General features: G+C 65.9%; 30 protein-coding genes. 18 read left to right on the forward strand and 12 right to left on the reverse strand.

All coding sequences use genetic code 11. The annotated features are described in order from the left end of the window. Window positions 1-114: 114 nt before the first annotated feature. The 3 genes from FHP89_RS12700 to FHP89_RS12710 form a co-directional block, all read right to left on the reverse strand. Window positions 115-675, reverse strand: coding sequence for a YbhB/YbcL family Raf kinase inhibitor-like protein (locus FHP89_RS12700; protein WP_144177345.1), 561 nt, complete (start codon window positions 673-675; stop codon window positions 115-117). Window positions 676-768: 93 nt separating this feature from the next. Then, window positions 769-1590 carry an AraC family transcriptional regulator gene (locus tag FHP89_RS12705; protein ID WP_186300288.1) on the reverse strand — a complete coding sequence of 274 codons (822 nt, stop codon included), beginning with the start codon at window positions 1588-1590 and terminating at the stop codon, window positions 769-771. 9 nt (window positions 1591-1599) lie between these two features. After that, complete coding sequence (locus tag FHP89_RS12710; protein ID WP_144177349.1) at window positions 1600-2277, reverse strand: helix-turn-helix transcriptional regulator; 678 nt, start codon at window positions 2275-2277, stop codon at window positions 1600-1602. A gap of 108 nt (window positions 2278-2385) precedes the next feature. Between FHP89_RS12710 and FHP89_RS12715 the strand changes: the two genes are divergently transcribed. From FHP89_RS12715 to nusB, 5 genes are all read left to right on the forward strand, one after another. Then, entirely contained in the window at window positions 2386-2754 is a 369-nt protein-coding gene (locus FHP89_RS12715; protein WP_144177351.1) for a VOC family protein, read from the forward strand. Window positions 2755-2847: 93 nt separating this feature from the next. Further along, window positions 2848-3447 carry a riboflavin synthase gene (locus FHP89_RS12720; RefSeq protein ID WP_144177353.1) on the forward strand — a complete coding sequence of 200 codons (600 nt, stop codon included), beginning with the start codon at window positions 2848-2850 and terminating at the stop codon, window positions 3445-3447. Between the two features lie 43 nt (window positions 3448-3490). Next, a complete protein-coding gene (gene ribBA, locus FHP89_RS12725; protein WP_144177355.1) occupies window positions 3491-4621 on the forward strand; it encodes a bifunctional 3,4-dihydroxy-2-butanone-4-phosphate synthase/GTP cyclohydrolase II in 1131 nt (376 codons plus the stop codon). A 3-nt stretch (window positions 4622-4624) separates the two neighbouring features. Then, window positions 4625-5098, forward strand: a complete 474-nt coding sequence (ribH, locus tag FHP89_RS12730) for a 6,7-dimethyl-8-ribityllumazine synthase (protein WP_144177356.1) — start codon at window positions 4625-4627, stop codon at window positions 5096-5098. Then, complete coding sequence (gene nusB / locus FHP89_RS12735; RefSeq protein WP_144177358.1) at window positions 5095-5547, forward strand: transcription antitermination factor NusB; 453 nt, start codon at window positions 5095-5097, stop codon at window positions 5545-5547. Before ribH ends, nusB begins: the two co-directional genes overlap by 4 nt. A gap of 69 nt (window positions 5548-5616) precedes the next feature. Here nusB and FHP89_RS12740 read toward each other — a convergent pair whose 3' ends face one another. From FHP89_RS12740 to FHP89_RS12750, 3 genes are read right to left on the reverse strand one after another with little or no spacing between them, the layout of a single operon-like run. Further along, entirely contained in the window at window positions 5617-6819 is a 1203-nt protein-coding gene (locus tag FHP89_RS12740) for an osmoprotectant NAGGN system M42 family peptidase (RefSeq protein WP_144177359.1), read from the reverse strand. After that, complete coding sequence (ngg, locus tag FHP89_RS12745; RefSeq protein ID WP_144177361.1) at window positions 6819-8567, reverse strand: N-acetylglutaminylglutamine synthetase; 1749 nt, start codon at window positions 8565-8567, stop codon at window positions 6819-6821. Before ngg ends, FHP89_RS12740 begins: the two co-directional genes overlap by 1 nt. A gap of 12 nt (window positions 8568-8579) precedes the next feature. Further along, window positions 8580-10352, reverse strand: a complete 1773-nt coding sequence (locus tag FHP89_RS12750; protein WP_144177363.1) for an N-acetylglutaminylglutamine amidotransferase — start codon at window positions 10350-10352, stop codon at window positions 8580-8582. 392 nt (window positions 10353-10744) lie between these two features. On the opposite strand from FHP89_RS12750, the gene thiL reads away from it, so the two are divergent. The 11 genes from thiL to FHP89_RS12805 all read left to right on the forward strand — a co-directional run bounded on the left by thiL (window position 10745) and on the right by FHP89_RS12805 (window position 18805). After that, window positions 10745-11707: a thiamine-phosphate kinase gene (thiL, locus tag FHP89_RS12755; RefSeq protein WP_144177364.1), complete on the forward strand. Its 963-nt coding sequence runs from the start codon at window positions 10745-10747 to the stop codon at window positions 11705-11707. Window positions 11708-11742: 35 nt separating this feature from the next. Next, window positions 11743-12222 carry a phosphatidylglycerophosphatase A family protein gene (locus FHP89_RS12760; RefSeq protein ID WP_144177366.1) on the forward strand — a complete coding sequence of 160 codons (480 nt, stop codon included), beginning with the start codon at window positions 11743-11745 and terminating at the stop codon, window positions 12220-12222. Further along, window positions 12219-12725, forward strand: a complete 507-nt coding sequence (locus tag FHP89_RS12765) for a CinA family protein (RefSeq protein ID WP_222105389.1) — start codon at window positions 12219-12221, stop codon at window positions 12723-12725. The genes FHP89_RS12760 and FHP89_RS12765 overlap by 4 nt, the downstream gene beginning before the upstream one ends. A gap of 29 nt (window positions 12726-12754) precedes the next feature. Next, the gene (gene recA / locus FHP89_RS12770; protein WP_144177370.1) at window positions 12755-13792 is read left to right on the forward strand and encodes a recombinase RecA; all 1038 of its coding nucleotides are present in this window, start codon (window positions 12755-12757) and stop codon (window positions 13790-13792) included. Between the two features lie 5 nt (window positions 13793-13797). Continuing rightward, window positions 13798-14244, forward strand: a complete 447-nt coding sequence (gene recX, locus FHP89_RS12775; RefSeq protein ID WP_144177372.1) for a recombination regulator RecX — start codon at window positions 13798-13800, stop codon at window positions 14242-14244. After that, window positions 14231-14953 (forward strand): LPS export ABC transporter ATP-binding protein, encoded by a 723-nt coding sequence (gene lptB, locus FHP89_RS12780; RefSeq protein WP_144177374.1) that lies wholly within the window; start codon window positions 14231-14233, stop codon window positions 14951-14953. Before recX ends, lptB begins: the two co-directional genes overlap by 14 nt. 15 nt (window positions 14954-14968) lie before the next feature. Beyond that, entirely contained in the window at window positions 14969-16381 is a 1413-nt protein-coding gene (locus FHP89_RS12785) for an RNA polymerase factor sigma-54 (RefSeq protein WP_144177376.1), read from the forward strand. A 14-nt stretch (window positions 16382-16395) separates the two neighbouring features. Continuing rightward, complete coding sequence (hpf, locus tag FHP89_RS12790; RefSeq protein WP_144177378.1) at window positions 16396-16719, forward strand: ribosome hibernation-promoting factor, HPF/YfiA family; 324 nt, start codon at window positions 16396-16398, stop codon at window positions 16717-16719. 123 nt (window positions 16720-16842) lie between these two features. Next, a complete protein-coding gene (gene ptsN / locus FHP89_RS12795; protein ID WP_144177380.1) occupies window positions 16843-17331 on the forward strand; it encodes a PTS IIA-like nitrogen regulatory protein PtsN in 489 nt (162 codons plus the stop codon). Next, window positions 17300-18238, forward strand: a complete 939-nt coding sequence (hprK, locus tag FHP89_RS12800) for an HPr(Ser) kinase/phosphatase (RefSeq protein WP_144177382.1) — start codon at window positions 17300-17302, stop codon at window positions 18236-18238. Before ptsN ends, hprK begins: the two co-directional genes overlap by 32 nt. Before the next feature lie 339 nt (window positions 18239-18577). After that, window positions 18578-18805, forward strand: coding sequence for a PsiF family protein (locus FHP89_RS12805; protein WP_144177384.1), 228 nt, complete (start codon window positions 18578-18580; stop codon window positions 18803-18805). Window positions 18806-18875: 70 nt separating this feature from the next. Here FHP89_RS12805 and FHP89_RS12810 read toward each other — a convergent pair whose 3' ends face one another. From FHP89_RS12810 to FHP89_RS12820, 3 genes are all read right to left on the reverse strand, one after another. Next, the gene (locus tag FHP89_RS12810) at window positions 18876-19745 is read right to left on the reverse strand and encodes an adenylate/guanylate cyclase domain-containing protein (protein WP_144177386.1); all 870 of its coding nucleotides are present in this window, start codon (window positions 19743-19745) and stop codon (window positions 18876-18878) included. Between the two features lie 123 nt (window positions 19746-19868). Further along, window positions 19869-20777 carry a tRNA 2-thiocytidine(32) synthetase TtcA gene (gene ttcA, locus FHP89_RS12815; RefSeq protein WP_144177388.1) on the reverse strand — a complete coding sequence of 303 codons (909 nt, stop codon included), beginning with the start codon at window positions 20775-20777 and terminating at the stop codon, window positions 19869-19871. Window positions 20778-20907: 130 nt separating this feature from the next. Beyond that, window positions 20908-21657, reverse strand: a complete 750-nt coding sequence (locus FHP89_RS12820) for a pteridine reductase (RefSeq protein WP_222105390.1) — start codon at window positions 21655-21657, stop codon at window positions 20908-20910. A 116-nt stretch (window positions 21658-21773) separates the two neighbouring features. Here FHP89_RS12820 and FHP89_RS12825 point away from each other — a divergent pair, with 116 nt between their 5' ends. Beyond that, on the forward strand, window positions 21774-22934 hold the full coding sequence (locus FHP89_RS12825; protein WP_144177390.1) for a class I SAM-dependent methyltransferase: 1161 nt from the start codon (window positions 21774-21776) through the stop codon (window positions 22932-22934). An 11-nt stretch (window positions 22935-22945) separates the two neighbouring features. Here the strand turns inward: FHP89_RS12825 and FHP89_RS12830 are convergent, their stop codons facing one another. Together FHP89_RS12830 and FHP89_RS12835 are read right to left on the reverse strand one after the other, a co-directional pair. Further along, window positions 22946-23131 (reverse strand): hypothetical protein, encoded by a 186-nt coding sequence (locus FHP89_RS12830; protein WP_144177392.1) that lies wholly within the window; start codon window positions 23129-23131, stop codon window positions 22946-22948. Between the two features lie 117 nt (window positions 23132-23248). Next, window positions 23249-24055: an alpha/beta hydrolase gene (locus FHP89_RS12835; protein ID WP_144177394.1), complete on the reverse strand. Its 807-nt coding sequence runs from the start codon at window positions 24053-24055 to the stop codon at window positions 23249-23251. 145 nt (window positions 24056-24200) lie between these two features. Between FHP89_RS12835 and FHP89_RS12840 the strand changes: the two genes are divergently transcribed. Next, window positions 24201-24401, forward strand: a complete 201-nt coding sequence (locus FHP89_RS12840; RefSeq protein ID WP_260851591.1) for a DUF2905 domain-containing protein — start codon at window positions 24201-24203, stop codon at window positions 24399-24401. A 12-nt stretch (window positions 24402-24413) separates the two neighbouring features. Here FHP89_RS12840 and FHP89_RS12845 read toward each other — a convergent pair whose 3' ends face one another. After that, window positions 24414-26294, reverse strand: coding sequence for a transglycosylase domain-containing protein (locus tag FHP89_RS12845; protein ID WP_186300289.1), 1881 nt, complete (start codon window positions 26292-26294; stop codon window positions 24414-24416). Between the last annotated feature and the right edge of the window lie 32 nt (window positions 26295-26326).

Below are 26326 nucleotides of genomic sequence, written 5' to 3' on the forward strand. Positions count from 1 at the left end.
GGGTGATCGGCCTCGAAGCCGAAGAGGTTCGCATGTTCAATACCTTGCTCATGGGCACAAGCGGTCAACTGCGGTTTCTAGGTTAAAACCGGCCCTACCCCACGTCGCGCGTCCCTACCGCGAATACGTCGCCGTCAGGCTCGCCGAGCCCAGGCTGTTGGCGCGCATCATGAAGCCCGCCAGCGCCGCCGTGGCATTGGCCGGCAAATCCAGATGCGGGGTTTTCAAGGCATGCACCGTAAAGACGTAGCGATGGACGCCGTGCCCCTGCGGCGGGCACGGTCCGCCGTAGCCCGGCACACCAAAATCGGTACCAATCTGTCGCGCACCCGCCGGCAAAGCACCTTGCGGGTTGCCCGCACCGGCGGCCAGGCCCGTCGTCTGCGCAGGGAGATTGACCACCACCCAGTGCCACCAGCCGCTGCCGGTTGGCGCGTCGGGGTCGTACACCGTAAGCGCATAGCTCTGCGTGCCCTCGGGCGGATTGCGCCAGACGAGCGCGGGCGACACATTGCCACCCGCGCAGCCAAAGCCATTGAACACCTGCTGCTCGGCCATACGCTGACCGTCGCCAACCGTCGGGCTGCCAAGGGTGAATCCATCGGCCCATACCGTGGCGCTGGCAGCCAGCGCGCAGGCGCCGAGAACTCCGGCTTTCCATGTATTCGCGAACATGCATCGACTCCCATACGTTAAAGAACACTTGCATATTAGCCAATGCGCCACCGCGCGGCTGCGCGCAAACCGCCAGATACTGTGCAGAACCGATCAGCGCCGCAGGCTCGACGGGGTCACGCCGAAGCGCTGTCGAAAACGCGCGGCAAAGCGCGACGGCGAGGCATAGCCGCACTCGCCGGCGATCTGCTGCAGGCTCATCGCACTGCCCTGGATCAGCGCCAGTCCGGTAGACATGCGCACATCGTCGAGCACGGCGCGGAAGCCGGTGGCCTCGCCGCGCAGCGCCCGTCGCAGGCTGGCCTCGCTCATGTGCAGGCGTTGCGCCACCGCGGCGGCGGTCCAGTTGGCGGCCGGCTCGCCGGCAAGCAAGCCACGCACTCGCTCGGCCGCCGTCGCCGCGGTGCTGATCCGGCACCAGCACCCCAGGTCATCGAGCGCAATCAACAGCTCTTCGAGCCGGTGGCGGATGAGTCGGTCGGACACCGTCGGCCCACCCAGCATGCCGGCCGCCGCGTGGCGCACCACGTCGGCCAGCGTCGATTGGGCAGGCGCATGGCTCAGCGCTCGCCACGGCGATCCGGGCAAAGCATTGCGTGCAGCGGCATGCGCACGCACCAGATCCGGCGCCATGGCCACACAGGTGGCCGCGTAGACGCCATCGGCGTCGGGCCTGTTGCGCATCGCGGCTGTCACCCCGGCGTTGATGAACAGCAACTCGCCGGGGCCGGCACCGAGCTGTTGATCGCCTGCGCTCAAGGTCTTGTGACCCCGGGTCACCAGGATCACGCACGGGTCCGGGAAAGACACATCGGCAATGTACTGCTCGCGCCGCACGCGCAACTCCAGCGTTCCGCCCAGGCCCACGCGCCCGGCGCACGCCGGCGTCGGCGCGGCTCCACTCTCTTGACTCATCGGCATGCCTCAGTCACATCTGACCGCGTCAATATAGTCTTGCAGGCGCCGCCCGCGCGAGGCATCGAAGCGCTCGGACAGGATCGCGATCTCGCCAATGCGGTCGAGCCGGAAACTGCGAAAGTCATCGCGCAGCTCACACCACGCCCCCAGCGTCCAGCTGCTGCCCCAGAAGATCAGCCCGAGCGGCCACAGCACGCGCTGCGAGGCTTCGCCGTCGGCCCGCACATAGGCGACCCGCACTTTCTGCGCGCCGGCCATCGCCTGACGCAAGCTGGCCAGCGGCGCCACCATGGCCGGCGACACATGAAAGCCAGGCACAATCACCGGTGCATCGCGCAAGCTGCGCCGGGCCGCCGGCATGACCGCATCGATGCGCGCCAGCGCCAGCTCCGCTGCCCGGCCGAGCGCCGGGTCGGCCCAGCCGCCAACCATGCGCAGGCCGACCGCCAGCGCCGACAGTTCGTCTTCCGAGAAATGCAACGGCGGCAAGCGGTATTCACGCCGCAGGCGATAACCGACGCCGGCTTCGCCATCGATGGGCGTGCCCGAGCCGATCAGGTCGGCCACATCGCGGTAGATGGTGCGCTCCGACACTTCGAGCAGTTCGGCCAGTTGGCGGGCAGTCATCACCCGCGCGCCGCCGAGCAGGGTGACGATCCGGAACAGGCGGTCAGCACGTCGCATCAAGACTCTCCTTTGAGGTACCCCATCGTGCCCGAGGGCTCCTGACACCAGGCTGTCAGGAGAGACTCGCGATACTGGCCGGGCACTATCAACTCACGGAGAATTCTCATGAAAAACGCCATCAACTGGTTCGAAATCCCGGTATCCGACATGCCCCGCGCCTGCCAATTCTACGGCGCCATCCTCAACACGCCCCTGAACGCTTCGCCCATGTGCGGCGGTGAAGTGGCCGTGCTGCCGTATGCCGACGGCGCGGTCGGCGGCAGCCTGTTCAAGCACACCGACCTGACCCCGACGCCGAAGGGCACGGTGGTGTACCTGAACGGCGGCGACGACCTGAGCGCCATTCTCGACCGGGTAGGCGCCGCTGGCGGCAGCGTGGCCTTGCCCAAGACGGCAATCACCCCGGAGATCGGCTACATGGCGCTGTTTATCGACAGCGAGGGCAACCGGGTTGGGCTGCATTCGCCCAACTGACACGCGCAGCCGTTTGGCACCGCCGGCAACGCCGCCGGCGCGGCGGTGCCAAAATCGCTTAAAATGCAACGTTTTAAGCGCAGCGCAAACCTCATGTTCTCCGGTATCGTGGCCGCAACCGGCCGAATCCAGTCGATCACCCTCCTCGAAGACGGCGTGCGCCTCAGCGTCGATACCGGCGCGCTCGGTCTCGACGACGTAGCCATCGGCGACAGCATTGCCAACAATGGCGTGTGCCTGACCGTGGTCGGCATGGAGGGCAGCCGCGCGCAATTCGACGTCTCGCGCGAGACGCTCAACTGCACGGTTGGCCTCGACAATGCCGGTCAGGAAGTGAATCTGGAGAAGGCGCTGCGCGCCGACGACCGCCTCGGCGGGCATATCGTCACCGGCCATGTCGATGGCGTCGGCAAGGTCATCAAGTTTGAACCGGTGGGCGAGAGCCACGAGTTGGTGATCCGCGCGCCGCACGATCTGGCCGGCTACATCGCACGCAAGGGCTCGATCACGGTCAATGGCGTGAGCCTCACCGTCAATGCCGTCACCGGCACCGATTTTTCGATCAACCTGATTCCCCACACCGTCGAGGTCACCACGCTCAAGGCGCTGGCGCCGGGCGCGCGGGTGAATCTCGAAATCGACATCATTGCCCGCTACGTCGAGCGCATGCTCGCCTGGCGTCAGGGCGAATAAAAACAACACCGAAACGCGGCCACCGGCCCGACAGGAGAACACCGTGAGCGCACTCGCGCCTATCACCGAAATCATCGAGGACATCCGCGCCGGCCGCATGGTCGTGCTGGTGGACGAAGAAGACCGCGAAAACGAGGGCGACCTGGTCATCGCGGCCGAGCATGTCACGCCCGAGGCGATCAACTTCATGGCCAAGTACGGCCGTGGCCTGATCTGCCTGACGCTCACCGAGGCGCGCTGCGCGCAGCTCGGCCTGGGCCAGATGGCGCGCAGCAACAAGAGCTCGCACGGCACCGCCTTTACGGTGTCGATCGAGGCGGCCGAAGGCGTCACCACCGGCATCTCGGCCGCTGACCGCGCACTCACCGTGCAGCGCGCCGTGGCCCGCAACGCCAAGCCGGCCGACATCGTGCAGCCCGGCCACATCTTCCCGATCATGGCGCGCCCCGGCGGCGTGCTGATCCGCGCCGGCCACACCGAAGCGGGTTGCGATCTGGGCGCCATCGCCGGGCTGGAGCCGGCCTCGGTGATCTGCGAGATCATGAACGACGACGGCTCGATGGCCCGCCTGCCCGACCTGATCCCCTTCGCCAAGCAGCACGGGCTCAAGATCGGCGCGATCCGCGACCTGATCGAATACCGCGCCGCCACCGAACACCTGATCGAGCGCGTGTCCGAAAAAACGGTCGATACCGCGCACGGCCCCTTCCGCCTGTGCGCCTTCGAAGACAAGACCTCCGGCGACATCCACCTGGCCATGGCCTGCGGCACCATCACCGCCGACACCGAAGCCTTGGTACGGGTGCACGAGCCGATCTCGGTCATCGACTTTCTCGACACCAGCAGCGACCGCCACAGCTTCCCGGTCGACTCGGCCCTCAAGACCATCGCCGAGGCCGGCAGCGGCGTGCTGATCATGCTGTATCGCCCGCAAACCGGCCGCGACCTGCTCGCCCAGCTCACCAACGACCCGGCCGTGCCGCGTGCCGCCGTCAAGTGGGACCCGCGCCTGTTCGGCGTCGGCGCACAGATCCTGCGCGACTTGGGCGTGGGCAAGATGCGCCTGCTCGCCAGCCCGCGCAAGATCCCCAGCATGGCCGGCTTCGGGCTGGAAGTAACTGGCTACTACCCGGGCTGCGACGCCACCGACTCCAACGATTCTTCAGAGGCCTGATCCATGCCCCGTTTTGACAACATCACCGAAATCACCCCGAATCTCGACGGCAGCGGCCTGAGCATCGGCATCGTCATGAGCCGCTTCAACCAGGACGTGTGCGAGGGCCTGCTCTCCGCCGCCGTCGATGAGCTGCTCAACCTCGGCGTGTCCGACGAAGACATCCTGATCACCACCGTGCCCGGCGCGCTGGAGATCCCGCTGGTGCTGCAGACCATGGCCGACTCCGAGCAATTCGACGCACTGATCGCCCTTGGCGCGGTGATTCGCGGCGAGACCTACCACTTCGAGATCGTCTCCAACGAGATGGCCGCCGGCATCAACCGCATCGGCCTCGACACCGGCATGCCCATCGCCAACGGCGTGCTCACCACCGAGGACGACGACCAGGCCATCGCCCGCATGCACGAGAAAGGCAGCGACTGCGCCAAAACGGCGGTCGAGATGGTGCATCTGCTGCGCGCGGTGGTGGCATGAGCAGCAAGTCCGCCCGCCGCCGCGCCCGCGAGTTTGCCCTGCAGGGCATCTATCAGGCCCTGCTCTCTGGCAACAGTCTGGCCATGATTGAAGACCAGATGCGGAGCACTCCCAGTTTCGACAAGGCCGATGGCGAGCTGTTCACGACCTTGCTGCGCGGCACGCTGAATGACACCGCGGCGCTGGAAGCCGAGTTCGCGCCCTTCATTGGCCGCACCGTGACCGAGCTCTCGCCCATCGAACGTGCCGTGCTGTTGCTGGCCACGCACGAGCTGGAGCGCCACATCGAGGTGCCCTACAAGGTCGTCATCAACGAGGCCATCGAGCTGGCCAAATCCTACGGCGGCACCGACGGCCACCGCTTTGTGAACGGCGTGATGGACAAGGTCGCGGCCAAGCTGCGTCCGACCGAGTTCGCCGCCCGCGAAGCGGCGCGCAAGGGCGACTGACACCTCGCCCGAACCACAAAAAAGGCCGCGACGATCGCGGCCTTTTTTGCTGACGTGCTTACCCGGCAATCAGTCGGGCTCGCCACCGCCCGCCTTCGGGTCGTGCGGCAGGAAGTCGCCCGGCACCGGCAGCGGCGTGCTGGGCAGCACCATGTCCTCCGGGCTGAGCTGTTCGGTGAAGCCGTCGAGCGAGCCGAGCATGCGCTCGTCGCGACGCGCCACCGGCTTGCTCATCAAGTAGTACGTGGTGAGCCGCGTGAGCGCCGACAGCGCACGTCGATGCGTGCGCTCGTAGGCGTGCGAGGCGTCGGCGCCAAAGCCGATCAAGGCGGTGCGAATATCGTTGCCGGCCTCAACCGCCGCCGCGCTGTCGCTGCGGTAAAAACGGAACACGTCGCGACGGTGCGAGATGTTGTACTTCTCGGCGATGCCGATCAGCTTGCGCGTCAGGTGGTAATCGAAGGGGCCGCTCATGTCCTGCATGCAGATGGTGACCGCGTGTTCGTCGGTGTTCTGCCCCGGCGCGGCGATGGCGATGTCGAGGCTGAGCATTTCGGCGATGTCGCCGTGCAACGCGGCGGAAGCGCCAGAGCCAACTTCTTCGGTAATGGTGAACAGCGGGTGCACATCGACCGGCGGCACCAGCTTGCCGTCCTGTACCGCCTTGCAGGCGGTGAGCAGCGCAGCCACGGCGGCCTTGTCGTCCAGATAGCGCGACACGATGTAGCCGTTCTGGCAAATCTCGGGCTGCGGATCGAAGGCCATGGTGTCGCCCACCCGCAGGCCGGCCGCTTCGAGGTCCATGGCGTTGCGCGCCGGCACGTCCACCCGCACCTCGACATGGTCCCAGCTACTGGGCTGGGTGTCGATTTCGGGGCCGAAGGCATGGCCGGAGGTTTTGAGCGGCAGGCAGGTGCCGCGCACCTGGCCCTTGTCGGTGAACACCGTCAGCCGCCCGCCTTCGGCAAAGCGTGACGACCAGTGGCCGATCGGCACGATGCCCAGACGTCCGTTCGACTTGATCTCGCGCACCATCGCACCCAGCGTATCGAGATGCGCCACGATGGCCCGCGCCGGCCGCGGCTGTTCGCCCTTGAGCGTGGCGCGGATGGCGCCGCGGCGGGTCATCTCGTAGGGGATGTTCATGGCCTCGAGCTGGCCCGCGGTATAGCGCGCCACGGCATCGGTGAAGCCCACCGGGCTGGGAATGGCCAGCAGCTGGAGCATGGTTTCTTCGAGGTAGTCGTAGTCGAACGGGAAGTCTTTTTCCATTAACGATCTCCGGGGTGAGTTTGCGCACGAGTGCGCGGAAACAGCAGGTCGATAAAACGCTCTGCCGTCGGTTGCGGCTCGTGGTTGGCCAGACCCGGCCGTTCATTGGCTTCGATGATCACGTACTCGGGCGCCGCCGGATCGGGCACCATGAAATCCAGCCCGGTGACCGGGATGTCCAGCGCGCGGGCGGCCGCCTCTGCGTCACGACGCAGCACCGGATGCAGGTTGTCGGTCACATCATGGATCGTGCCGCCGGTATGCAGATTGGCGGTGTTGCGCACGGTCAGCGGCTGCTGCGCCGGCAGGATGTCGTCCAGCGTATAGCCCTGACGGGCCACGCAGCGGCGGGTTTCGTCGTCCACCGGAATGCGCGACTCCCCGCCCGTGGCGGCCTGGCGCCGGCGACTCTGTTTGTCGATCAGCGCGCGGATCGGGCTGGCGCCATCGCCCACCACCGCCGGCGGACGCCGCACGGCCGCCGCCACCACGCGGTAATCGATGACCACCACGCGCAGATCCTGGCCGGGACAAAAGGTTTCGATCAGCACCCGGTCGCAGAACTGGCCGGCGCGCTCGATGGCCGAGAGCAGCTCGTCGGCGCGGGTCACATTGACGCTGATCCCCTTGCCTTGCTCGCCCTCCACCGGCTTGACCACCACCGCCGCGTGCCTGGCGAGGAAGGCCAGATCCGCCTGCGAGCCGTCGGCGACGCGCTGATCGGGCACTTTCAGACCCGCCTCGGCCAGCAACTTGAGCGTCACCCGCTTGTCCTGGCAGCGACTCATGGCAATCGCCGAGGTCAGCTCGGTGAGCGACTCACGGCACACCACGCTGCGCCCGCCCAGCGACAGACGGAAATAGCCGTTAGCGGCGTCGAGCACTTCGGCATGAATGCCGCGCTTGCGCGCTTCGTCGGTAATCAGCCGGGCGTACGGGTTGAGCTCGGCCTCGTCGCTCATCGGCTGGGTATAGAAGGGCTCGTTGATCGCGTTGCGCCGCTTGACCGCAAACACCGCGATGCGCTGAAAGCCGAGCTTCTCGTACAGCGCGATGGCCTGTTCGTTGTCATGCATCACCGACACATCCATCCAGGCGCGGCCGCGGGCATGAAAATGCTCGGCCAGATAACGCACCAGCGCCTCTCCCACGCCGGGGTGGGCGGCCTGCGGCGCCACCGCCAGCGACCACAGGCTGCTGCCTTGCTGCGGGTCGGAAAAAGCCTCGACATGATCGAGCCCCATGGCCACGCCAATGATCTCGCCCGAGGACAAATCCTCGGCCAGCGCCCAAGTGATGTGTCGATCGGCGCGTTGAGCCCACACCTGCGGCGCCCCCACCGGCACCATCTTGCGACTGTGGTACAGCGCATTGATCGCCGCCACATCACTGCGGGTGCGCAGGCGCCGCAGCGTGAAACCGCGACGCGCCGGGCGCTGCGCGCGATAGCCGCCGAGCCCGAGCCGGAAGGACTCGGAGGGGTCGAGGAAGAGTTGCTGCGGCGCCTGCGCGACCACCACGTGCGGGCGCTCGACGTAGTAGGCGATGTCGCGCTGGCCGGGGCGCTCTTCGAGCAAGGCGGCGGCAAGCTCGCCCGCATCGGAGTAAGTCTGGGCGGGCAGCCAGCGTCCCCAGCCGCATTCGATCACCACATTGGCCGGCATGTCGCGCTTGTCGGGCTGGCTGTCCGACAAATGCAGCGGTTGGCTGCCGGGGCGCAGGGCGCGGGTGACATGTTTTCGGATCATGACCGTTGTCCGTCAGGCAAGATGGGTCTGCAGCCACCACTCGAGCAGACCGAGCTGCCAGAGCTTGGAGCCGCGCAGCGGCGTGATGTGTTCGCCCGGGTTGGCGAGCAGACGATCGACATACGCGGGATTGAACAATCCCCGCTCGCGCGCCGCCTGGCTGTGCAGGGCGTCGCGCACGGTGTCGAGCGTGGAGCCCTGCAGATACTTGAGGCCGGGCACCGGGAAATAGCCCTTGGGCCGGTCGATCACTGCCGCCGGAATGACCTTTCGCGCGGTCTCCTTGAGCACGCCCTTGCCGCCGTGGGCGAGCTTGTGACGGGCCGGGATACGGCCGGCGAACTCGACCAGCTCGTGGTCGAGGAAGGGCACGCGCGCCTCCAGACCGAAGGCCATGGTCATGTTGTCCACCCGCTTGACCGGATCGTCCACCAGCATGATCGAGGTATCCAGGCGCAAGGCCTTGTCGACCGGGTCATCGGCCCCCGGCCGCGCAAAGTGTTCGGCCACGAAACGGCCGCTGAAGTCCTCGGCGTGATAGTGCGGCTGCACCAGATCGCGGTAGTCGGCATGGTCGCGGTCGCGGAAGGCGGCGAGGTAGTCGCCCACCGCATCGGTGCTGCCGTCGAGCTTGGGGTACCAGTGGTAGCCACCAAACACCTCGTCGGCGCCCTGCCCGCTCTGCACCACCTTGGTGTGGCGCGACACCGCCTCCGAGAGCAGATAGAAGCCGATGCAGTCGTGGCTGACCATTGGCTCGTTCATCGCCGCGATGGCCTCGGGCAGACGCTGCAGCAGCTGCGCCTCGGGCACGAAGATGCGCTCATGCCGCGTGCCGAAGCGGTCGGCGATGATCTGCGCAAACTCGAACTCGTTGCCCTTCTCGCCGCCCACATCGGCAAAGCCCACGTTGTAGGTGTGCAGATCGCGCACGCCGGCTTCGGCCATCAGCCCGACGATCAGGCTCGAATCGACGCCGCCCGATAGCAACGCGCCCACCGGCACATCCGCCACCAGCCGGCGCTTGACCGCGGCCCGCAGCTGCTCGAGCAGCATCTCGCACCACTCCTCAAAGCTGCGCGCCTCGTCCTCGGCCGTGCGCACGGCCTGCATGGCCCAGAAGGTTTTCTCTTCGCGGCGACCGTCGGGATGCACCACCATCAGCGTGCCCGGCGCGAGTTTGCGCACGCCCTTGAGCAGCGTGTAGGGCGCCGGCACCACGGCATGAAAAGACAGATAACTATTGAGCGCGACCGGGTCGATCGCGGTATCCACGCCGCCCGCCTTGAGCAGCGCCGGCAGCGAGGAGGCGAAGCGCAGCGCGCCCTTCACCTCGCTGTAGTAAAAGGGTTTGATGCCGAGGCGGTCGCGGCCGAACACCACCTTGCCGCTGTCGCGCTCCCAGATCGCGAAGGCGAACATGCCGTTGAGGCGCTGCACGAAGTCCAGCCCCCAGGCGTGGTAGGCCTTGAGCAGCACTTCGGTGTCGCCGTGGGAGTAAAACGTGTAGCCCAGGCCTTCGAGCTCGGCGCGCAGTTCCGGGTGGTTGTAGACCGCACCGTTGAACACGATGCCCATGCCCAGCATCGGGTCGAACATCGGCTGCTGCGCCGCTTCGGTCAGATCCATGATCTTCAGCCGGCGGTGCCCGAAGCCCCGCCCCAGCTGCATCTCGAGACCCGCGCCGTCGGGGCCGCGGCTTTCCTGCGCCGCCACCATCCGCCCCAGCGCCGCCGCGTCGGGCAGGGCCCCATCAAACCGAATTTCACCTGCTATGCCACACATGCTTTGTCCTCGTGAGTTCATCGCGCGTGCCGGCTGACGCAATGACGCTCGCCAGCTCACACAAAACGCTCTGACTCACCCCGCCAATACGGCGCGAGGCGACAGGGACAACACCGTGACGCCGAAACGGCGACACCGCATGACAGCCGCACGGGTGCGACAGGTGGCCGTGGTCAAAAGACCTTGAGCGTTTTGCACGCGCCTCCCGATCCGCGCCGGCCAAAGAGCGCACCAGGATTCAAGAATGTTGCATTGTAACAAAACTATTTTGCACAAACGTTTCAAGACGCAACGCATATTCCTGGCGCATCCAGCCGCCTCTCCGGCACGCTGACACTTGGGGGCGCCCCCCGACCGCGCTATGCTTGCAAACCCCACCGCACAGCTCGGCCATGACTTCCGAATTCGACCTCATCCGCCGCCACTTCACGCGCCCCACCCGACACACCGATCTGGCCGGCGGCGATGATGCGGCGCTGTGGCGCACCACGCCCGGCCATCAGCTGGTGGTGTCGGTCGACATGCTGGTCGAGGGACGGCACTTTTTTGCCGACGCCGACCCGACCGATCTGGGCTGGAAGACCCTCGCCGTCAATGTATCCGACATCGCCGCGATGGGCGCCACGCCGCGCTGGGCGCTACTGGCGCTGGCCCTGCCCGACGCCGATGCCGACTGGCTGGCCGCCTTTGCCGAGGGTTTCTACGCCTGCGCCGACGCGTTCGGCGTGGACCTGGTCGGCGGCGACACCACGCGCGGCCCTCGCAATCTGAGCGTCACGATGTGCGGCGAAGTCCCCGCCGGCCACGCCATTCGCCGCGACGGCGCCCGCCCCGGCGACGATCTGTGGGTCTCCGGCCAGCCCGGCCGCGCCGCCCTGGCGCTGTGGCATCTACGCGACGCTCTGGCGCTGGACCCCGGCCATCGCGACGCCTGCCTCGCCGCCCTGCACCGCCCCCAGCCGCGCGCCGCGCTCGGTCTCGCGCTGCGTGGCGTGGCCAGCGCCATGCTCGACGTGTCCGACGGGCTGCTCGGCGACCTCGGCCACATTCTCGACGCCAGCGCCGTCGGCGCGCAGATCCTCGCCGCCCAACTGCCCGAAGCTGCGCTGATCGCCGCCTGTGGCGACACCACCCGCGCGCGCCAGGCCTGCCTGTCCGGCGGCGACGACTACGAATTGTTGTGCACCGCCCCAAGCGACCAGCGCGACGCCATCGCCCGCCTGAGCGCCGAACTCGCCCTGCCGCTGCACCGCATCGGCATGATCACCGCGCCGGCCGACGGCCTGACACTGCGCGCCGCTGACGGCAGCACCGCGCCACTCGCGCGACACGGCTTCGACCACTTCAGCGCCTGAGCCTATACTCGGCCCTTTCCTGAACACTCAGACCGATGCGCCCCACTGTCCGCTTCCTGTTCGCCAAACCGGCGCATTTCATCGCCCTCGGCTTCGGTTCGGGCCTGTCGCCCAAAGCCCCCGGCACCGCCGGCACGCTGGCCGCGTGGCTGCTGTTCCCCTTGCTGGCGTCACTCAATGGCACCGAGTTTCTGGTGTTTGTCCTCAGCGGCTTCGTGCTCGGCGTCATCGTATCGGATCGCACCGGGCGCGCACTGGGCGTGTCGGACCACGGATCCATCGTCTGGGACGAGATCCTGCCCTTCTGGGTGGTGCTCTACTTCACCCCCGACACGCTGGCCTGGCAGACGGCCGCCTTCGTGGCGTTCCGCTTCTTTGACATCGTCAAGCCGCAACCCATCAAATGGGCCGACAGCAAGGTCAAGGGCGGCTTCGGCGTCATGCTCGACGATGTCATCGCCGCCGGCTACACCCTGCTGGTGCTGGCCCTCGCCGCCCGCGCGCTAGCCCTGTGATGGACGCGCAGCTTGACGCCCTCGCCCGACGCACCGGCCACTGGCTGCTCGAACGCGGCTGGCGACTGGCCACGGCCGAATCCTGCACCGGCGGCTGGATCGCCGAAACCGTAACGGCCATCGCCGGCAGTTCGGACTGGTTCGACAGTGGCTGGGTGACCTACTCCAACGCCGCCAAAATGCGCCAGCTCGACGTGCCGGCCAGCGCACTCGACACCTTCGGCGCCGTCAGCGAACCCGTGGTCAGCGCCATGGTGCAGGGCGCGCTGGCGCATAGCGACGCGCAGGTCGCGATCGCCGTCTCCGGCGTCGCCGGCCCAAGCGGTGGTCGCCCCGGCAAGCCGGTGGGCACGGTCTGCATCGCCTGGGGGTGGCCGGACCGGCCGGTACGCACTACCACATTTCACTTCGATGGCGACCGGGAGCAGGTGCGACGCCAGGCCGTGATTCACGCCCTCGACGGGCTGCTTCTGGCCGACACACCAGCAAACTCTGTGCCATAATCCAACGCACGTTTTCAGAGGACGACACCATGGACGACAACAAGGCCAAAGCCCTTGCCGCCGCGCTCGCGCAAATCGAAAAGCAGTTCGGCAAAGGCTCGATCATGCGGATGGGTGACGGTGATGTCGCCAAGGACATCCAGACCGTCTCCACCGGCTCGGTGGGGCTCGACATCGCACTGGGCCTGGGTGGCCTGCCGCGCGGCCGGGTGGTCGAGATCTACGGCCCCGAATCGTCCGGCAAGACCACGCTGACCCTGCAAGTCATTGCCGAAATGCAGAAGCTCGGCGGCACCGCCGCCTTCATCGACGCGGAACACGCGCTCGACGTCAATTACGCTGAAAAACTCGGCGTCAAGGTCAGCGATCTGCTGATCTCGCAGCCCGATACCGGCGAGCAGGCGCTCGAAATTACCGACATGCTGGTGCGCTCCAGCGGCGTCGACGTGGTGGTGATCGACTCGGTCGCCGCCCTCACGCCGAAGGCCGAAATCGAAGGCGAGATGGGCGATCAGTTGCCCGGCCTGCAGGCCCGCCTGATGAGCCAGGCGCTGCGCAAGCTGACCGCCAACATCAAGCGCAGCAACACGCTGGTGATCTTCATCAACCAGATCCGCATGAAGATCGGCGTGATGTTCGGCAGCCCCGAGACCACCACCGGCGGCAACGCGCTCAAGTTCTACTCGTCGGTGCGCATCGACATCCGCCGTACCGGCGCGATCAAGAAGGGCGATGAAGTGATCGGCTCCGAGACCCGCTGCAAAGTGGTCAAGAACAAGGTCGCCCCGCCGTTCAAACAGGCCAATTTCGACATTCTCTACGGCGAAGGCATCTCCCGCGAAGGCGAGATCATCGACCTGGGCGTGGAAGCCAACATCGTCGACAAGGCCGGCGCCTGGTACTCCTACAGCGGCACCAAGATCGGTCAGGGCAAGGACAATACGCGCGAATTCCTGCGCAACAATCCGGCCATGGGTCGCGAAATCGAGAACAAGGTGCGCGCGCACTTCAATCTGCCGGCCATGCCGGAGATCGCGGCCAGCACCCCGGAACCCAGCGAAGCCTGATCTGCATGAGCGAGTCGCTCAAGACGCGTGCCTTGCGCCTGCTGTCGCAGCGCGAACATAGCCGCGCCGAGCTGACTCGCAAGCTGGCGCCCCATGGCACGCCCGAGGAGATCGCCGCGCTGCTCGAACGGCTTGAAGAAGTCGATTTGCAGTCGGACGCGCGCTTCGCTGAAAGCTATGTGCGCAGTCGTCAGGCGCGTTACGGCAGCCGGCGCATCGCGCTGGACTTGAAGCAGCGCGGCGTCAGCGATGACTTGATCGCCGCCGCGCTGGATGAAGGCAGCGAAGGCGACGATCAAGTACGGGCTCGGGACGTATGGGCAAAAAAGTTTGGCACCCCGCCGGTCGATGCCCGTGAGTGGGCAAGGCAGGCGCGCTTCCTTCAGGGACGCGGCTTTGGTGCCGATGTGATTCACAGGATATTGAAAGACCGCGACGATGAGTCTGCTTAAGGTCACCGGCCTCCGGAAGAAGTACCGCGCACGCACCGTGGTGCACGACGTCTCCTTTGACGTCGGCAGCGGTGAGGTCGTCGGTTTGCTGGGCCCCAACGGCGCCGGCAAGACCACCTGTTTCTACATGATCGTTGGCCTGGTGGCTGCCGATGGCGGCGAGATCACGCTCGACGACCAGGTGCTCACCCATCTGCCGATCCATGAACGCGCCCGGCTCGGTCTGTCCTACCTGCCGCAGGAAATGAGCGTGTTCCGCAAGCTCACGGTGGCCGAGAACATCCAGGCGGTGCTCGAACTCCAAGGCCTGAGCGCCGATGAAGTCACCAAGCGCCTCGACGAACTCCTCAACGAACTCGGCATTGCTCATCTGCGCGACAACACCTCGGTCTCGCTCTCGGGTGGCGAACGCCGCCGCTGCGAGATCGCCCGCGCGCTGGCCACCTCGCCCCGACTGATTCTGCTCGACGAGCCCTTTGCCGGCGTCGACCCCATCGCCGTGCTCGACATTCAGAAGATCATCCGCTACCTCAAGGAGCGCGACATCGGGGTATTGATCACCGATCACAACGTGCGCGAAACCTTGGGCATCTGCGAGCGCGCCTTCATCATCAACGCGGGCGAGGTGCTCGCCAGCGGCACGCCGACCGACATCGTGACCAATGACCAGGTACGACGGGTCTATCTGGGCGAGCATTTCCGTCTCTGACCCCCCGCGCCGATCATGAAACCGACCCTCCAGCTCAAACTCTCGCAACACCTGACGCTCACGCCTCAGTTGCAACAGTCGATCAAGCTGCTGCAACTGTCGACCATCGAGCTGAACCAGGAGATCGAGCAGGCCTTGCTGGACAACCCCTTGCTCGAGCGCGACGACGAGCCGGGTGAGGACACCAGCGAAACCCCGCCCGAGGCCCCCACCGAGGGCCCGAGCGAGCGCGACGAACCCGCCGCCGAGGCCCCGCTGGACGACATGAGCGACTGGATGAGCGTGGGCACCACCAGCACCACGCATCGCGACGACGAAGACGACTCCGACTTCCAATCTTTCCAGGCCGCCGAAATCACGCTGCGCGAACATCTCGACCAGCAGGTGGCACTGACGCCGCTGTCCGACCGCGACCGCGCGCTGGTGCGCTTCCTCATCGAGGCGCTGGACGACGACGGCTATCTGAGTCAGCCGCTCGACGAACTATTGACGCTCCTGTCCGAAGACGCCGAGATCGAACTCGACGACCTGCAGATCGCCCTCCAGCACCTGCAGCACCTCGACCCCGCCGGCGTCGGCGGCCGCGGCCCGGCCGAGTGCCTCGCGCTGCAACTGCGCATCCTGCCCGACACCGACACCCGCCAACTGGCGCTGGCGATCGTCACCGAGCACCTCGACACCCTCGCCCAGCGCGACTTCAACCGCTTGCGCCGGGCACTGCAGTGCTCAGAAGATGCTCTGCGCGATGCCCATCACCTGATCTGCAGCCTCAGCCCGCGCCCCTGCGCCCGCTTCGCCACCAACGAAACCCGTTACGTGATCCCCGACGTGGTGGTACGCAAGCACAAGGGCCGGTGGGCGGCGGTACTCAACGCCGACGCCATGCCCAAGCTCAAGGTCAATGCCTTGTACGCCCGGATACTCCAGCAGAACCGGGGCAACAACGGCGACCTCGGTGGGCAACTGCAAGAAGCGAAGTGGCTCATCAAAAACGTCCAGCAGCGTTTCGACACGATTTTGCGCGTCGCACAGTCAATCGTTGACCAACAGCGTCAGTTCTTCGATTATGGAGAGGTGGCGATGCGCCCACTGACACTGCGGGAGGTCGCGGAAGAGCTGGAGTTACACGAGTCCACCATTTCCCGCGTCACCACTCAGAAGTTCATGTCCACGCCGCGCGGCGTACTGGAGTTCAAATATTTCTTCGGCAGTCATGTCTCCACCGACACCGGTGGGGCAGCCTCTTCGACGGCGATCCGCGCGTTGATTCGTCAACTGGTGGACGCCGAAGACAGCAAAAAACCTCTTTCCGACGCAAAAATTGCCGATTTACTCAGCCAGCAGGGCATGGTTGTGGCCCGACGGACGGTCGCCAAGTACCGCGAGTCGCTCAACATCCCGCCGGTTAGCAAGCGCAAGACGATCTGACAACAGGAGCGATCATGAATCTCAATATCACCGGACATCATGTAGAAGTGACCCCCGCCATCCGTGAATACGTCAATGCCAAACTGGATCGCGTGATCCGGCATTTCGACAACGTCACCAGCGTGAACGTCATCCTGTCGGTGGAAAAGCTGGTCCAGAAATCGGAGGTCACGCTGCATGTTCGCGGCAAGGACCTGTTCGCCGAGAGCACTGACGAAGACATGTACGCCGCCATCGACACCATGGCAGACAAGCTCGACCGTCAGGTCATCAAGCACAAGCAGAAGCTGCAAGACCACGCACACGACGCGCTCAAGCATCAAAGCACCGAAGTGTGATCGATTCCCTCGGCGTCTTGGCGGTGGGTTGCGTTTATAATGGGCGTGTCGCACTCCATTGATCGCTCCCGCCTCCATCGCCGAGTCTGTTCCGCCCACCTCATAGGGCGCCTAGTTCGTTACATGAATCTTATCGCCCCCCTCCTTTCTCCCGACAATGTGCTCGTCGATCTCGACGCCAGCAGCAAGAAGCGTGTCTTCGAGCAAGCCGGCCTGATCTTCGAAAACAACCAGAGCATCGGACGCAGCGTCGTGTTCGACAGCCTGTTCGCCCGCGAGCGTCTGGGTTCGACCGGCCTCGGTCAGGGTGTTGCCATTCCCCACGGCCGAATCAAGGGCCTCAAGGACGCAACCGGCGCGGTCATCCGCCTGAGCACCCCGATCCCCTTCGACGCGCCGGACGGCAAACCGGTCAGTCTGCTGTTTGTGCTGCTGGTGCCCGAGCAAGCTACCGAACACCACCTGCAACTGCTCTCGGAGCTGGCGCAGCTGTTCAGCGACAGCGCCTTCCGTGAGCGTGTGGCCGAAGCCACCGACGCCGCCGCAGTGCATGCGCTGTTTACCACCTGGGGTACTGCCCATGCGGCAGACCAGCGTCGCGCGGCTCTTTGAGAAACTCGGCAAACGCCTGCAGCTGACCCACATCGGCGGTCGTCTCGACCGCTCGCTGTCTGTCACCGAAGCGCATACTTGGCCGGCCGATCTGGTCGGCCACCTCAACCTGATCCACCCCGATCGCTTCCAGATCCTCGGCACGGCCGAGATGGCCTGGGCACGCAAGCAGTCCGGCGACAAGGTGGCCCACCATGTGCGAGAAATTCTCGCTGCCCGCCCACCCGCCATCATCGTTGCCGACCATTGCGACGTCCCCGGCATCATCCGGCGCTGTTGCGAAGAAATGGATGTCGCACTGTTCACCTCGGCCATGGCATCGGCCAGCGTCATTGATCTGATGCGGCTCTATCTGTCACGCGAACTGGCCGAACGCACCGCCTTGCATGGCGTGTTCATGGATGTCCTCGGCCTGGGCGTGTTCATCACCGGCGACTCCGGCGCCGGCAAGTCAGAACTCGCGCTGGAGTTGATCTCGCGCGGCCACGGTCTGGTGGCCGATGACATGGTCGATTTCGCACGGATTGCCCCGAATACGCTGGAGGGGCGATGCCCCGAACTGCTCGAGAATTTTCTCGAAGTGCGGGGCATCGGCATTCTCAACATTCGCACGATTTTTGGCGAAACGGCCTGTCGCCGGAAGATGCAGCTCAAGCTGATCGTCTACCTGCAACGCCGCCGCCCCGGCGAAGACGACCCCACCCGCCTGCCCGTCACTCACGAAGCGCAGGACATCCTCGGCGTGCCCATCCGCAAGATCATCCTGCCGGTCGCCGCGGGCCGCAACATCGCCGTGCTGCTCGAAGCGGCGGTGCGCAACACCATTCTCCAGCTACGCGGCATCGACTCGACCCACGAGTTCATCTCCCGTCAGCGAGAGCTCCTGAGCAGCAACGACCCCGACTGAATTCCCCGAGAGAAATCATCCTAGAAACCGTCGTTGGACGCGCCCGAGTGTGCGCCTGGCGGGCTGGCCGGCAAGGCGCGACGACGCGCAGCCTGCACGCTGCAAGGAGGCGCAACGCAGCCAGACGGCCCGCCAGGCGCGCAGTCGGACGCGTAGCGCTATCACCCACCGGGTGATCGGCCTCGAAGCCGAAAAGCTTCGCATGTTCAATACCAGGCTCATGGGCACAAGCGGTCAACTGCGGTTTCTAGGATCATTGTGCACCTAGGGGTGCATGATCAGCCGCGGCCATGATATATTCATTCTTCATTTATGCCATTCAGCTATCTGAGGAAGAAAATGACCATCACCAAAAAAATTGCAATCGCCGCCAGTCTCGCCGCACTCCTGCTCCAACCGCTTGCCGGCCAAGCGAATCCACAACATGACAAGATGCGCAACTGCAACAAGACCGCCAAGGAAAAGGCACTCAAGGGCGAACCGCGCAAGGCCTTCATGAAGACCTGCCTGTCCGGCAAAGCCACGACCCCGGCGCCGCTGGCGGCGGCAAAGCCGGCCAAGAAGTAAGCGCCCGGTCGACGAAAAACGCCCCGAACAGATCGGGGCGTTTTTTGACTCACGGCATGCCAGGGTGGCGCTAGACGATCTCGAAAAACACCAGATCGCGCTCCACCTCCAGCGCCGAGAACCCACAGCCGATGCGGCCCTGCCCGGCCAGCAGCGCTTCCCCGCCGCGGATGCATTGCTCGCTGCCCGATTCATTGGCCACAAAGGTGCCGTTGGTGCTCTGATCGACCAGGAAAAAACCTTCGCGCCGGCGCTCCACCCGAGCGTGCTGCCGGGAGGTCCGCGGGTCGATCACGACCACGTCGTTACCCATCTCGCGGCCTAGCAACAAAATCGGACGCAACTCCTCGATCAGATGAACATCTTGCTGGTGGCGCAAGCGCAGACGCTGCGAAACGCGCGTTGCCGGCGGCACCGAGGTGGCCATGCCGGCACGGCCAGACAAGGCAAACACCGGCCATTCGAAGCCCTCGACCTTGAGCCCGGCCTCGTCGCGCTCGCGAATGACTTGCCGGGAGGCCGGCGACAACAGCAACACGGTCGCGCCGCTGACCAGCGCCTGACCGGCGTGCGCCATGCCCGCCAGACGCATCGCGACCGACAGCGCCTCACCCGAGGGCGGGCCTTCCATATCGATTGCGCCATGATGCAGACCGATCCGGATACCGAGCCGAACACCACGCACCGGCGGCAGGCTGGCCACCCGGTCGATCATTTCGCTGGCGGCCAGCACGGCACCGTCGCAGCGCTCGAATGCAGCACAGATCTCGTCAGTGGCCCGACGCAGAATTTCGCCGCCCTGGCCTTCGACCACGCGCTCAATGCGATTCATGCTGCGCTCAATGGCATGCCCCGCCTCGGTCTCGCTCAGCAGCGCGGCCAAGCGCTCGCCGCCGACCAGTTCGGCATACATCATGCATGCATTACGTTGTTGTGCCATGGATCGTTCCACGTCCCGTCCAAGCGCCTTGCCGCGTCTGACGACAGTCAAGGGCCTTAACCGGCTCCTGTTATAACTTCATGATCGGACAATGCCATGCCCGGTGCAAGTGCTTGCATGGGGTCAGTCCTCACGGGACGATGGCATCAAGGGAACGACGGTTTGCATCGTGCGCGGCAACTCGGGCGGATCGAATGCCACGTCCCCCTCACTCACCGGCGTATCACGGGTCAGCCCCTTGAAATCAAACAAACTGGCGTCGGACAGGTGCGATGGCACCACATTGCGCATGGCGGTCGTCAACGACTCGATACGGCCGGGATGCTGCTGCGCCCAGCCTTGCAACATGCCCTTGATCTGCTTGCGTTGGGCGTTCTCGAGCGATCCGCACAAATTGCACGGAATGATCGGGTAGTCCATGCCGCGCGCGAAGCGGACGATATCGGACTCAGCGCAATAGGCGAGCGGCCGAATCACCATGTGCTCACCATCGTCGCTGACCAGCTTGGGCGGCATGGACTTGATCCGCCCGCCGAAAAACATGTTGAGGAACAGGGTTTCGATCATGTCATCGCGGTGATGACCCAAGGCGATCTTGGTCGCCCCCAGTTCCCGCGCCGTGCGGTAAATGATGCCGCGGCGCAGCCGCGAACACAGCGAACAGGTGGTCTTCCCCTCGGGGATCTTGTCCTTGACGATGGAGTAGGTGTCTTCGGTGACGATGCGATAGTCGACACCGATCGACGCACAATACTCAGGCAGCACATGGTCAGGAAACCCCGGCTGCTTCTGGTCGAGGTTCATGGCGATGAGACGGAAATCCACCGGCGCGCGCTCGCGCAAGGCCAGCAGCACCGACAGCAGGGTGTAGGAGTCCTTGCCACCCGACAGGCAGACCATGACCGTATCGCCATCTTCAATCATGTTGAAGTCGGCGATGGCCTCTCCCACCGCACGCTCAAGCTTCTTCTTGAGGCGGAGAAAGGTGTTGGAGTGACGCCCTTCGGGCGCTTCGCTCGGCGCAGTCGTCATGGACACTTTGAGCCTTGATCAGGAAAACAAGAATGTAATGATTATGTTGCGACGCAGCATATCACGCGGATATCCAAGATATCAATACGATAGCGTACTGTTAAAACGATCGTTTATTCCATTTGGCTGCCTACAGATGCGCACTACGCCCACCGTCAACGGCCAGAATCTGGCCGGTCATGTAGCCTGCATCAAACAACAAAAAACGCACCGTCGCAGCGATATCGGCAGGGGTTCCCTCTCGCTTGAGCAAGGTGTGCTCGACAATGCCGGCGCGTTCGAGCGGATCGAACTGCCCATCGTCAGGCCACAGCACCGCCCCGGGCGCCACCCCATTGACCCGAACCGCCGGCGCCAGTTCGATCGCCATCGCCCGGGTCAGCCCGGCCAGGCCGGCTTTTGCCGCGCAATACACCGGGTAATCGGCCAGCGGACGGTCGGCGTGAATGTCCACGATGTTCACAATGGCGCCGCCGCTGGCCTTCAGTGCAGGTGCGGCGGCTTGCATCAGAAACAGCGGTGCCTTGAGGTTTGACCCGATCAGATCATCCCAGGCGGCTTCATCAATCTGACCGAGCGGCGTCGGGAAGAAGCTTGAGGCGTTGTTCACCAGACCATCGAGCCGGCCAAAATGCGCCACCACCGACGACACCAGCGCCGGCAAGGCCGCCGTATCGGCCAGATTGGCCGCAAACACGGCCGCCGAGCCCGGTCGCTGGCCGTTGAGTTCATCGGCCAAGGCCAACGCGGCCTCGGTGGAACTGCGGTAATGCACTGCCACGCGCGCGCCGGCCGCGTGCACCGCGCGCGCAATCTGCGCACCCACGCGCCGCGCGGCACCGGAAATCAAAACAACGGGAGACACATCCACAGCAGACACAAAACACTCCCAAAAGGAAGGAATGACGATAGCGTGCAGTATCCCATACCCGGCCCGCCGGCTAACGACAAGCCCTGGCCACCCATGTAAACTTTGCACTTTTGCCCGGATGCGCCATGAACCTGCCCCAACCCTCGGACGAAGCCCTCGCGCAAAGCGACGCACTGGTCGCGCGTCTGCGCACGTCCATCACCGAGGCGGGTGGCTGGATCAGCTTTGCCGACTACATGCATCAGACGCTATACACGCCGGGGCTGGGTTACTACAGTGGTGGCGCGCACAAGTTTGGCCCGGCGGGCGACTTCATCACCTCCCCCGAACTCACCCCGCTGTTCGGCCAGGCCCTGGCACAGCAAGTGGCCGAGGTCACTGCGCAGTCCGCGCCCCACGTGCTCGAAGTGGGGGCTGGCACCGGACACCTTGCGGCCGACCTGCTGCTGGCGCTCGACCGGCTCGGCTGTGCGCCCGAGCAGTATTCGATTCTTGAAGTCTCCGGCGAACTGCGCGGCCGTCAGGCCGACACCCTGCGCGAGCGCGCGCCTGCGCTGGCCGACCGGGTGCGCTGGATCGACGCGCTGCCCGAGCACTTCTCGGGCGCGGTGGTGGCCAATGAGGTGCTCGACGTGATGCCGGTGCATGTGCTGGTCTGGCGCGACGGCGCGGTGTTCGAGCGCGGCGTGGCCCTCAACGATGAGGGCGGGTTCGCCTGGGCAGACAGCCCCGCCAGCGAACACTTGCGCCTCGCCAGCCAAACCCTTGGCGCGCCGATGCCCGCCGACGGCGAGTACGTGAGCGAGTTGAATCTGGCCGGACCGGCCTGGGTGGCCGACTGGAGCGCCCGCCTCGAGGCCGGCGCCCTGCTGCTGATCGACTACGGCTATCCGCGCGCCGAGTACTACCTGCCCAGCCGCAGCAACGGCACGCTGCTGTGCTACTACCGCCACCACGCCCACGGCGACCCGTTCATGTGGCCAGGCCTGAACGACATCACCGCTTTTGTGGATTTCACCGCCATTGCCGAAGCCGCCTTCGAAACCGGCTTGAGCATCTATGGCTACACCAGCCAGGCGAGCTTTCTGTACAACTGCGGGGTGCTGGAATTGCTGGCCGAGCGCGGCGACCAGACGCAACCGGACTACATCCGCGCCGCGCGTGCCGTGCAACGGCTGACCGCGCCGCACGAGATGGGCGAACTGTTCAAGGTGCTCGCTATCGGCAAGGGCCTCGCCGAACCGCTACTCGGCTTCCGTCGCGGCGACCGCCTGCACGGCCTGTAGGCCGCGCGGCATCAACTCTGATTGCGATACACCGTCTGCAGGAAGGCGTCGGCATCTTCGCGGGCCGCCGAAGGCGACGCAGGCGGATGGCTTTCGGGCTCCGGCGCGACCGACTCGGGCTGAGGCAGCCAGCCGGCGTCGAGAATTTCGTCTTCGTAGTCGGGGCCGGGTACGCCCGGCGCGGGAATCACGTCCATGTCATCACCTGTCCGGGCGGGTACTGCCACATTAACAACGACTTTATCTTGGCGCGCGGCAGCGCCGCATGCGAGGCAATAACGCACATTCGACAAAAACCTGAACGCTACCTGGCCTCAATCGGCCAAATTCTCCTGAAGCCAGTCGCGAATCCGCTCAGCCACCGGCTCCCAGCCATCTTCGAGCATCATGGCGTGACCCATGTCGTCGAAAATCTCGACCTCGACGCCATACGACGAACCGGTCGAGCGGACCTCGGCCGGCGGAATCAGCTGATCGTGCTCCGCGCCGAGCACCAGCAGTGGTGTGGGCGCCATGCGTGAGCGCATCGGCAGATTGAACAGGGTCATGTCCCAGATCGCGCGGTGGCTTTCGGGCTGCGAAGCGCGCAGATAGCGGCGCATGTCATCGGGCGGGACCGGTTTGTGAAACAGCGCGTCATGCAGGGTCGAGGCATTCGCCAGCCCGCCCTCCAGCAGCTGATTCAGATCGGCCAGCAGCGCCGGCTTGCGGAACATCAGGCCCACGGCCGAGCTCCACAGGCCTTGCGGCGGCACCGAGGCCATCAACACGGCCGCCGGCGCGTCGGCCTGCTCCAGATACTTCTGCACCACCATGCCGCCCATCGAGTGGCCGATCAACGCCGGCGTCACGGGCAAAGCGGTCACCACTTCGGCCAGATCATTGACGTAGTCGCTGATGCTGTAGCTGTCGAGCTGGCTGCGCTGACGGCTCTGGCCGTGGCCCGACAAGGACACCGCGTAGCTCGAAAAACCTGCCTTGGCGAACCAGGGCATGAAATGCTCTTGCCAGCACCACGCCGCCGTATACGCGCCGTGCACAAACAGCAGTGGCACCGGGTGCGCCTCGCCCTCGGGGGCACAGGCCAGCACTTCCAGTTCGCCAAATCGACTTCGGTTCATACGTCTGATTCCTGATTCCATCGTCGCAGCGTTGCGCGACACACCGGCACCACGGTAACGGATTCGCCGCGCCGCGACCATGCACAATTGCCATCCGGGTCGCAATCCGTTGTAATCGGCCCCTTATCCGAGGCGGACAGGCGGCATGCTGCTCAAATGGCTGGTTTCAATCGTGATCGTGGTGGCCTTGCTCGGCGGCCTGCAACCACTGGTGGCCCGCTACCTGCCGCTCGGCCGCCTGCCGGGCGATGTCACGATGGTGCGAAACGGCCGCACCTGGCACCTGCCCTTCACCACCACCGTGCTGATGTCGCTGCTGGCCTGGCTGATCCTGCGCTGGCTATGAGCGGCCGCGCGCTCAGCGCCCACGCACGGCCACACTGAGCCGATCCAGGCGCTCACCGCGCGCGTCGAACAACTCAATGATCCGCAGCCCCGGCGCCGGGTGCACCAGCACCGTGCCGCCGGTGCCCACCTCCCGCCCGTCCATGCGCCAGCGCAGACGCGCATCGTCAATCGTGGCGCGCAGCAACACCCCCTGACCCGGCGGGCGAGACCGCAGATCGATAATCTCGCGCACCGCGGGCGACGCGATCTGCGCGCTCGACTGCGGCGGCGACACCACCGCCACCGCCGTGCCGGCCAGAAACCATTCGTCCCGCGCGTTCTCGAGCGGCGGATCGAAGCGCACCGGGCGACGCAGCACGCCGGCCGGCACGATGCGTTCGACGGGCCATACGCCATCAGCGGCGAGCTGATCGACCAGCCAGGCGCGCACTTCGATCAGTGCCGTCGGCCCGGTTTCCATCCACACCGCGATGGTCACGCTGGCATTGGCACCGGCCGCCCAGGCGGCGCGCTCGGGGGTCACCATGGCGGCCATCACCGGCGGAAAGAAATCGCTGCCAATGAAGGCCGCCGCCGGCGACACGACCGGCTCGGGCGCGCGGCGGCCATCGGCCTGCCAGTGTGGCGCGCGCCATTGCCCGTCGACGGCCAGCATGCGGGTCAGCCCCGCCAGGTGAGGCAGGTCGAGCGCGTGCGCCGAAACCGGCAAAGCGGGCACATCGCCTTCGGGCAAGCGCCGCGCCAGATCGGCAACCGCGGCCGCCTCACCGCTCACCATCGCGTTGCGTACACTCAGCCAGCGCGGCGCCTCGGGCGTGCCGGCATTGAGCAGGCTGGCCGCCGTCACCACCCGCTTGTCGACCGCGCGGGCACAGTACAGCGGCCACAGCAGGCTGGCGGCGGGATACGTAAAACTCGTCGCATCGGCATGTTCGGCACGCAAACCGCCGACCTCGGCCAGCACCGCGCCGGTGGCGTTATCGAGCACCACCACCGCCGCCCGCGCCGGCGACGCGGCGCGCAGCGCGGCCAGCATGCGACGCTGCCAGCGCGCATCCAAGACCGTGCTCACCGTCGTGCCCGGTTCGCGCAGCACGCGGGCGGCCAGATGCGGCGCCAGCGTCCAGCGCGAGGTGAGCGTGACCGGGTCCAGCGCGGCGGCCAGCGCCTGCACCCGCTCGCAGGCTGCCGGACTGCCGATCCGGGCCACCAGGGTGCAGGCGCGCCGGGAGAGCACCGCCGGGCTGGCGCCGGGGCCACGCAACAGCGCCGCCAGCACCGCCGCTTCAGGCCGGTCCAGCGTGTCGGCCGTCTTGCCGGTCAGGGCCCAGGCGGCGGCCGAGATGCCGCGCAGGCGACCGCGAAACGGCGCCAGATTGAGGTAGGCCTCGAGAATCTGCGCCTTGCTCCAGCGCGCCTCGAGCGCCTGGGCGGCCAGCGCCTGATCCCACTTCTGTTCGAAACTGCGGCGCCGCTGGCCCTGACCGGCAGGCTGCAAGGCCGGGTCGAGCAAGCCGGCCAGTTGCATGGTCAGCGTGGAGGCCCCTCGCGCATGCTCGAACCACAGGTTCTGCACCGCGGCGGCGGCCACGGCGCGCCAGTCGACACCTTCGTGCTGGTAAAAGCGCCGGTCTTCGGCTTCGAGCAAGGCTTCGAGCATGGCCGGCGACAAGGCGTCCAGCCCGACCCAGTCGAGACGGTCGTCGTCGAAGCGCAGCTGGCGCTCGGCCAGCGGCTCGCCATGGCGGTCGACCAGCTGCGCGACGCTGCTCACATGCGCGGCGCGCACCTCGGCAAACGCCGGCAGCACCTGCGTTTCGGCCAGCGCGGGCGTGGCCACGGCGACCCCCCAGCCCAGCGCGCACAACAGGTTTCGAGCCCAGCGATTCATACCTGAAAGTGTGGCACGCGCGGCCGCCTGCG

It is taken from the genome of Denitromonas ohlonensis (genome assembly GCF_007625205.1).
Lineage (GTDB): Bacteria > Pseudomonadota > Gammaproteobacteria > Burkholderiales > Rhodocyclaceae > Nitrogeniibacter > Nitrogeniibacter ohlonensis.

Excerpts from the sequence above, each read along its gene's own strand:
- hprK (WP_144177382.1), top strand. The coding sequence starts at position 17,300 with ATGCGGCAGACCAGCGTCGCGCGGCTCTTTGAGAAACTCGGCAAACGC.
- FHP89_RS12750 (WP_144177363.1), bottom strand. The coding sequence starts at position 10,352 with ATGTGTGGCATAGCAGGTGAAATTCGGTTTGATGGGGCCCTGCCCGAC.
- hpf (WP_144177378.1), top strand. The coding sequence starts at position 16,396 with ATGAATCTCAATATCACCGGACATCATGTAGAAGTGACCCCCGCCATC.
- FHP89_RS12785 (WP_144177376.1), top strand. The coding sequence starts at position 14,969 with ATGAAACCGACCCTCCAGCTCAAACTCTCGCAACACCTGACGCTCACG.
- FHP89_RS12740 (WP_144177359.1), bottom strand. The coding sequence starts at position 6,819 with ATGGAAAAAGACTTCCCGTTCGACTACGACTACCTCGAAGAAACCATG.
- FHP89_RS12825 (WP_144177390.1), top strand. The coding sequence starts at position 21,774 with ATGAACCTGCCCCAACCCTCGGACGAAGCCCTCGCGCAAAGCGACGCA.
- FHP89_RS12715 (WP_144177351.1), top strand. The coding sequence starts at position 2,386 with ATGAAAAACGCCATCAACTGGTTCGAAATCCCGGTATCCGACATGCCC.
- ngg (WP_144177361.1), bottom strand. The coding sequence starts at position 8,567 with ATGATCCGAAAACATGTCACCCGCGCCCTGCGCCCCGGCAGCCAACCG.
- thiL (WP_144177364.1), top strand. The coding sequence starts at position 10,745 with ATGACTTCCGAATTCGACCTCATCCGCCGCCACTTCACGCGCCCCACC.
- FHP89_RS12710 (WP_144177349.1), bottom strand. The coding sequence starts at position 2,277 with ATGCGACGTGCTGACCGCCTGTTCCGGATCGTCACCCTGCTCGGCGGC.
- FHP89_RS12700 (WP_144177345.1), bottom strand. The coding sequence starts at position 675 with ATGTTCGCGAATACATGGAAAGCCGGAGTTCTCGGCGCCTGCGCGCTG.
- FHP89_RS12830 (WP_144177392.1), bottom strand. The coding sequence starts at position 23,131 with ATGGACGTGATTCCCGCGCCGGGCGTACCCGGCCCCGACTACGAAGAC.
- FHP89_RS12805 (WP_144177384.1), top strand. The coding sequence starts at position 18,578 with ATGACCATCACCAAAAAAATTGCAATCGCCGCCAGTCTCGCCGCACTC.
- FHP89_RS12760 (WP_144177366.1), top strand. The coding sequence starts at position 11,743 with ATGCGCCCCACTGTCCGCTTCCTGTTCGCCAAACCGGCGCATTTCATC.
- FHP89_RS12840 (WP_260851591.1), top strand. The coding sequence starts at position 24,201 with ATGCTGCTCAAATGGCTGGTTTCAATCGTGATCGTGGTGGCCTTGCTC.
- ribH (WP_144177356.1), top strand. The coding sequence starts at position 4,625 with ATGCCCCGTTTTGACAACATCACCGAAATCACCCCGAATCTCGACGGC.
- FHP89_RS12810 (WP_144177386.1), bottom strand. The coding sequence starts at position 19,745 with ATGGCACAACAACGTAATGCATGCATGATGTATGCCGAACTGGTCGGC.
- FHP89_RS12845 (WP_186300289.1), bottom strand. The coding sequence starts at position 26,294 with ATGAATCGCTGGGCTCGAAACCTGTTGTGCGCGCTGGGCTGGGGGGTC.
- FHP89_RS12705 (WP_186300288.1), bottom strand. The coding sequence starts at position 1,590 with ATGAGTCAAGAGAGTGGAGCCGCGCCGACGCCGGCGTGCGCCGGGCGC.
- ptsN (WP_144177380.1), top strand. The coding sequence starts at position 16,843 with ATGAATCTTATCGCCCCCCTCCTTTCTCCCGACAATGTGCTCGTCGAT.
- nusB (WP_144177358.1), top strand. The coding sequence starts at position 5,095 with ATGAGCAGCAAGTCCGCCCGCCGCCGCGCCCGCGAGTTTGCCCTGCAG.
- ttcA (WP_144177388.1), bottom strand. The coding sequence starts at position 20,777 with ATGACGACTGCGCCGAGCGAAGCGCCCGAAGGGCGTCACTCCAACACC.
- lptB (WP_144177374.1), top strand. The coding sequence starts at position 14,231 with ATGAGTCTGCTTAAGGTCACCGGCCTCCGGAAGAAGTACCGCGCACGC.
- FHP89_RS12720 (WP_144177353.1), top strand. The coding sequence starts at position 2,848 with ATGTTCTCCGGTATCGTGGCCGCAACCGGCCGAATCCAGTCGATCACC.
- recX (WP_144177372.1), top strand. The coding sequence starts at position 13,798 with ATGAGCGAGTCGCTCAAGACGCGTGCCTTGCGCCTGCTGTCGCAGCGC.
- FHP89_RS12835 (WP_144177394.1), bottom strand. The coding sequence starts at position 24,055 with ATGAACCGAAGTCGATTTGGCGAACTGGAAGTGCTGGCCTGTGCCCCC.
- recA (WP_144177370.1), top strand. The coding sequence starts at position 12,755 with ATGGACGACAACAAGGCCAAAGCCCTTGCCGCCGCGCTCGCGCAAATC.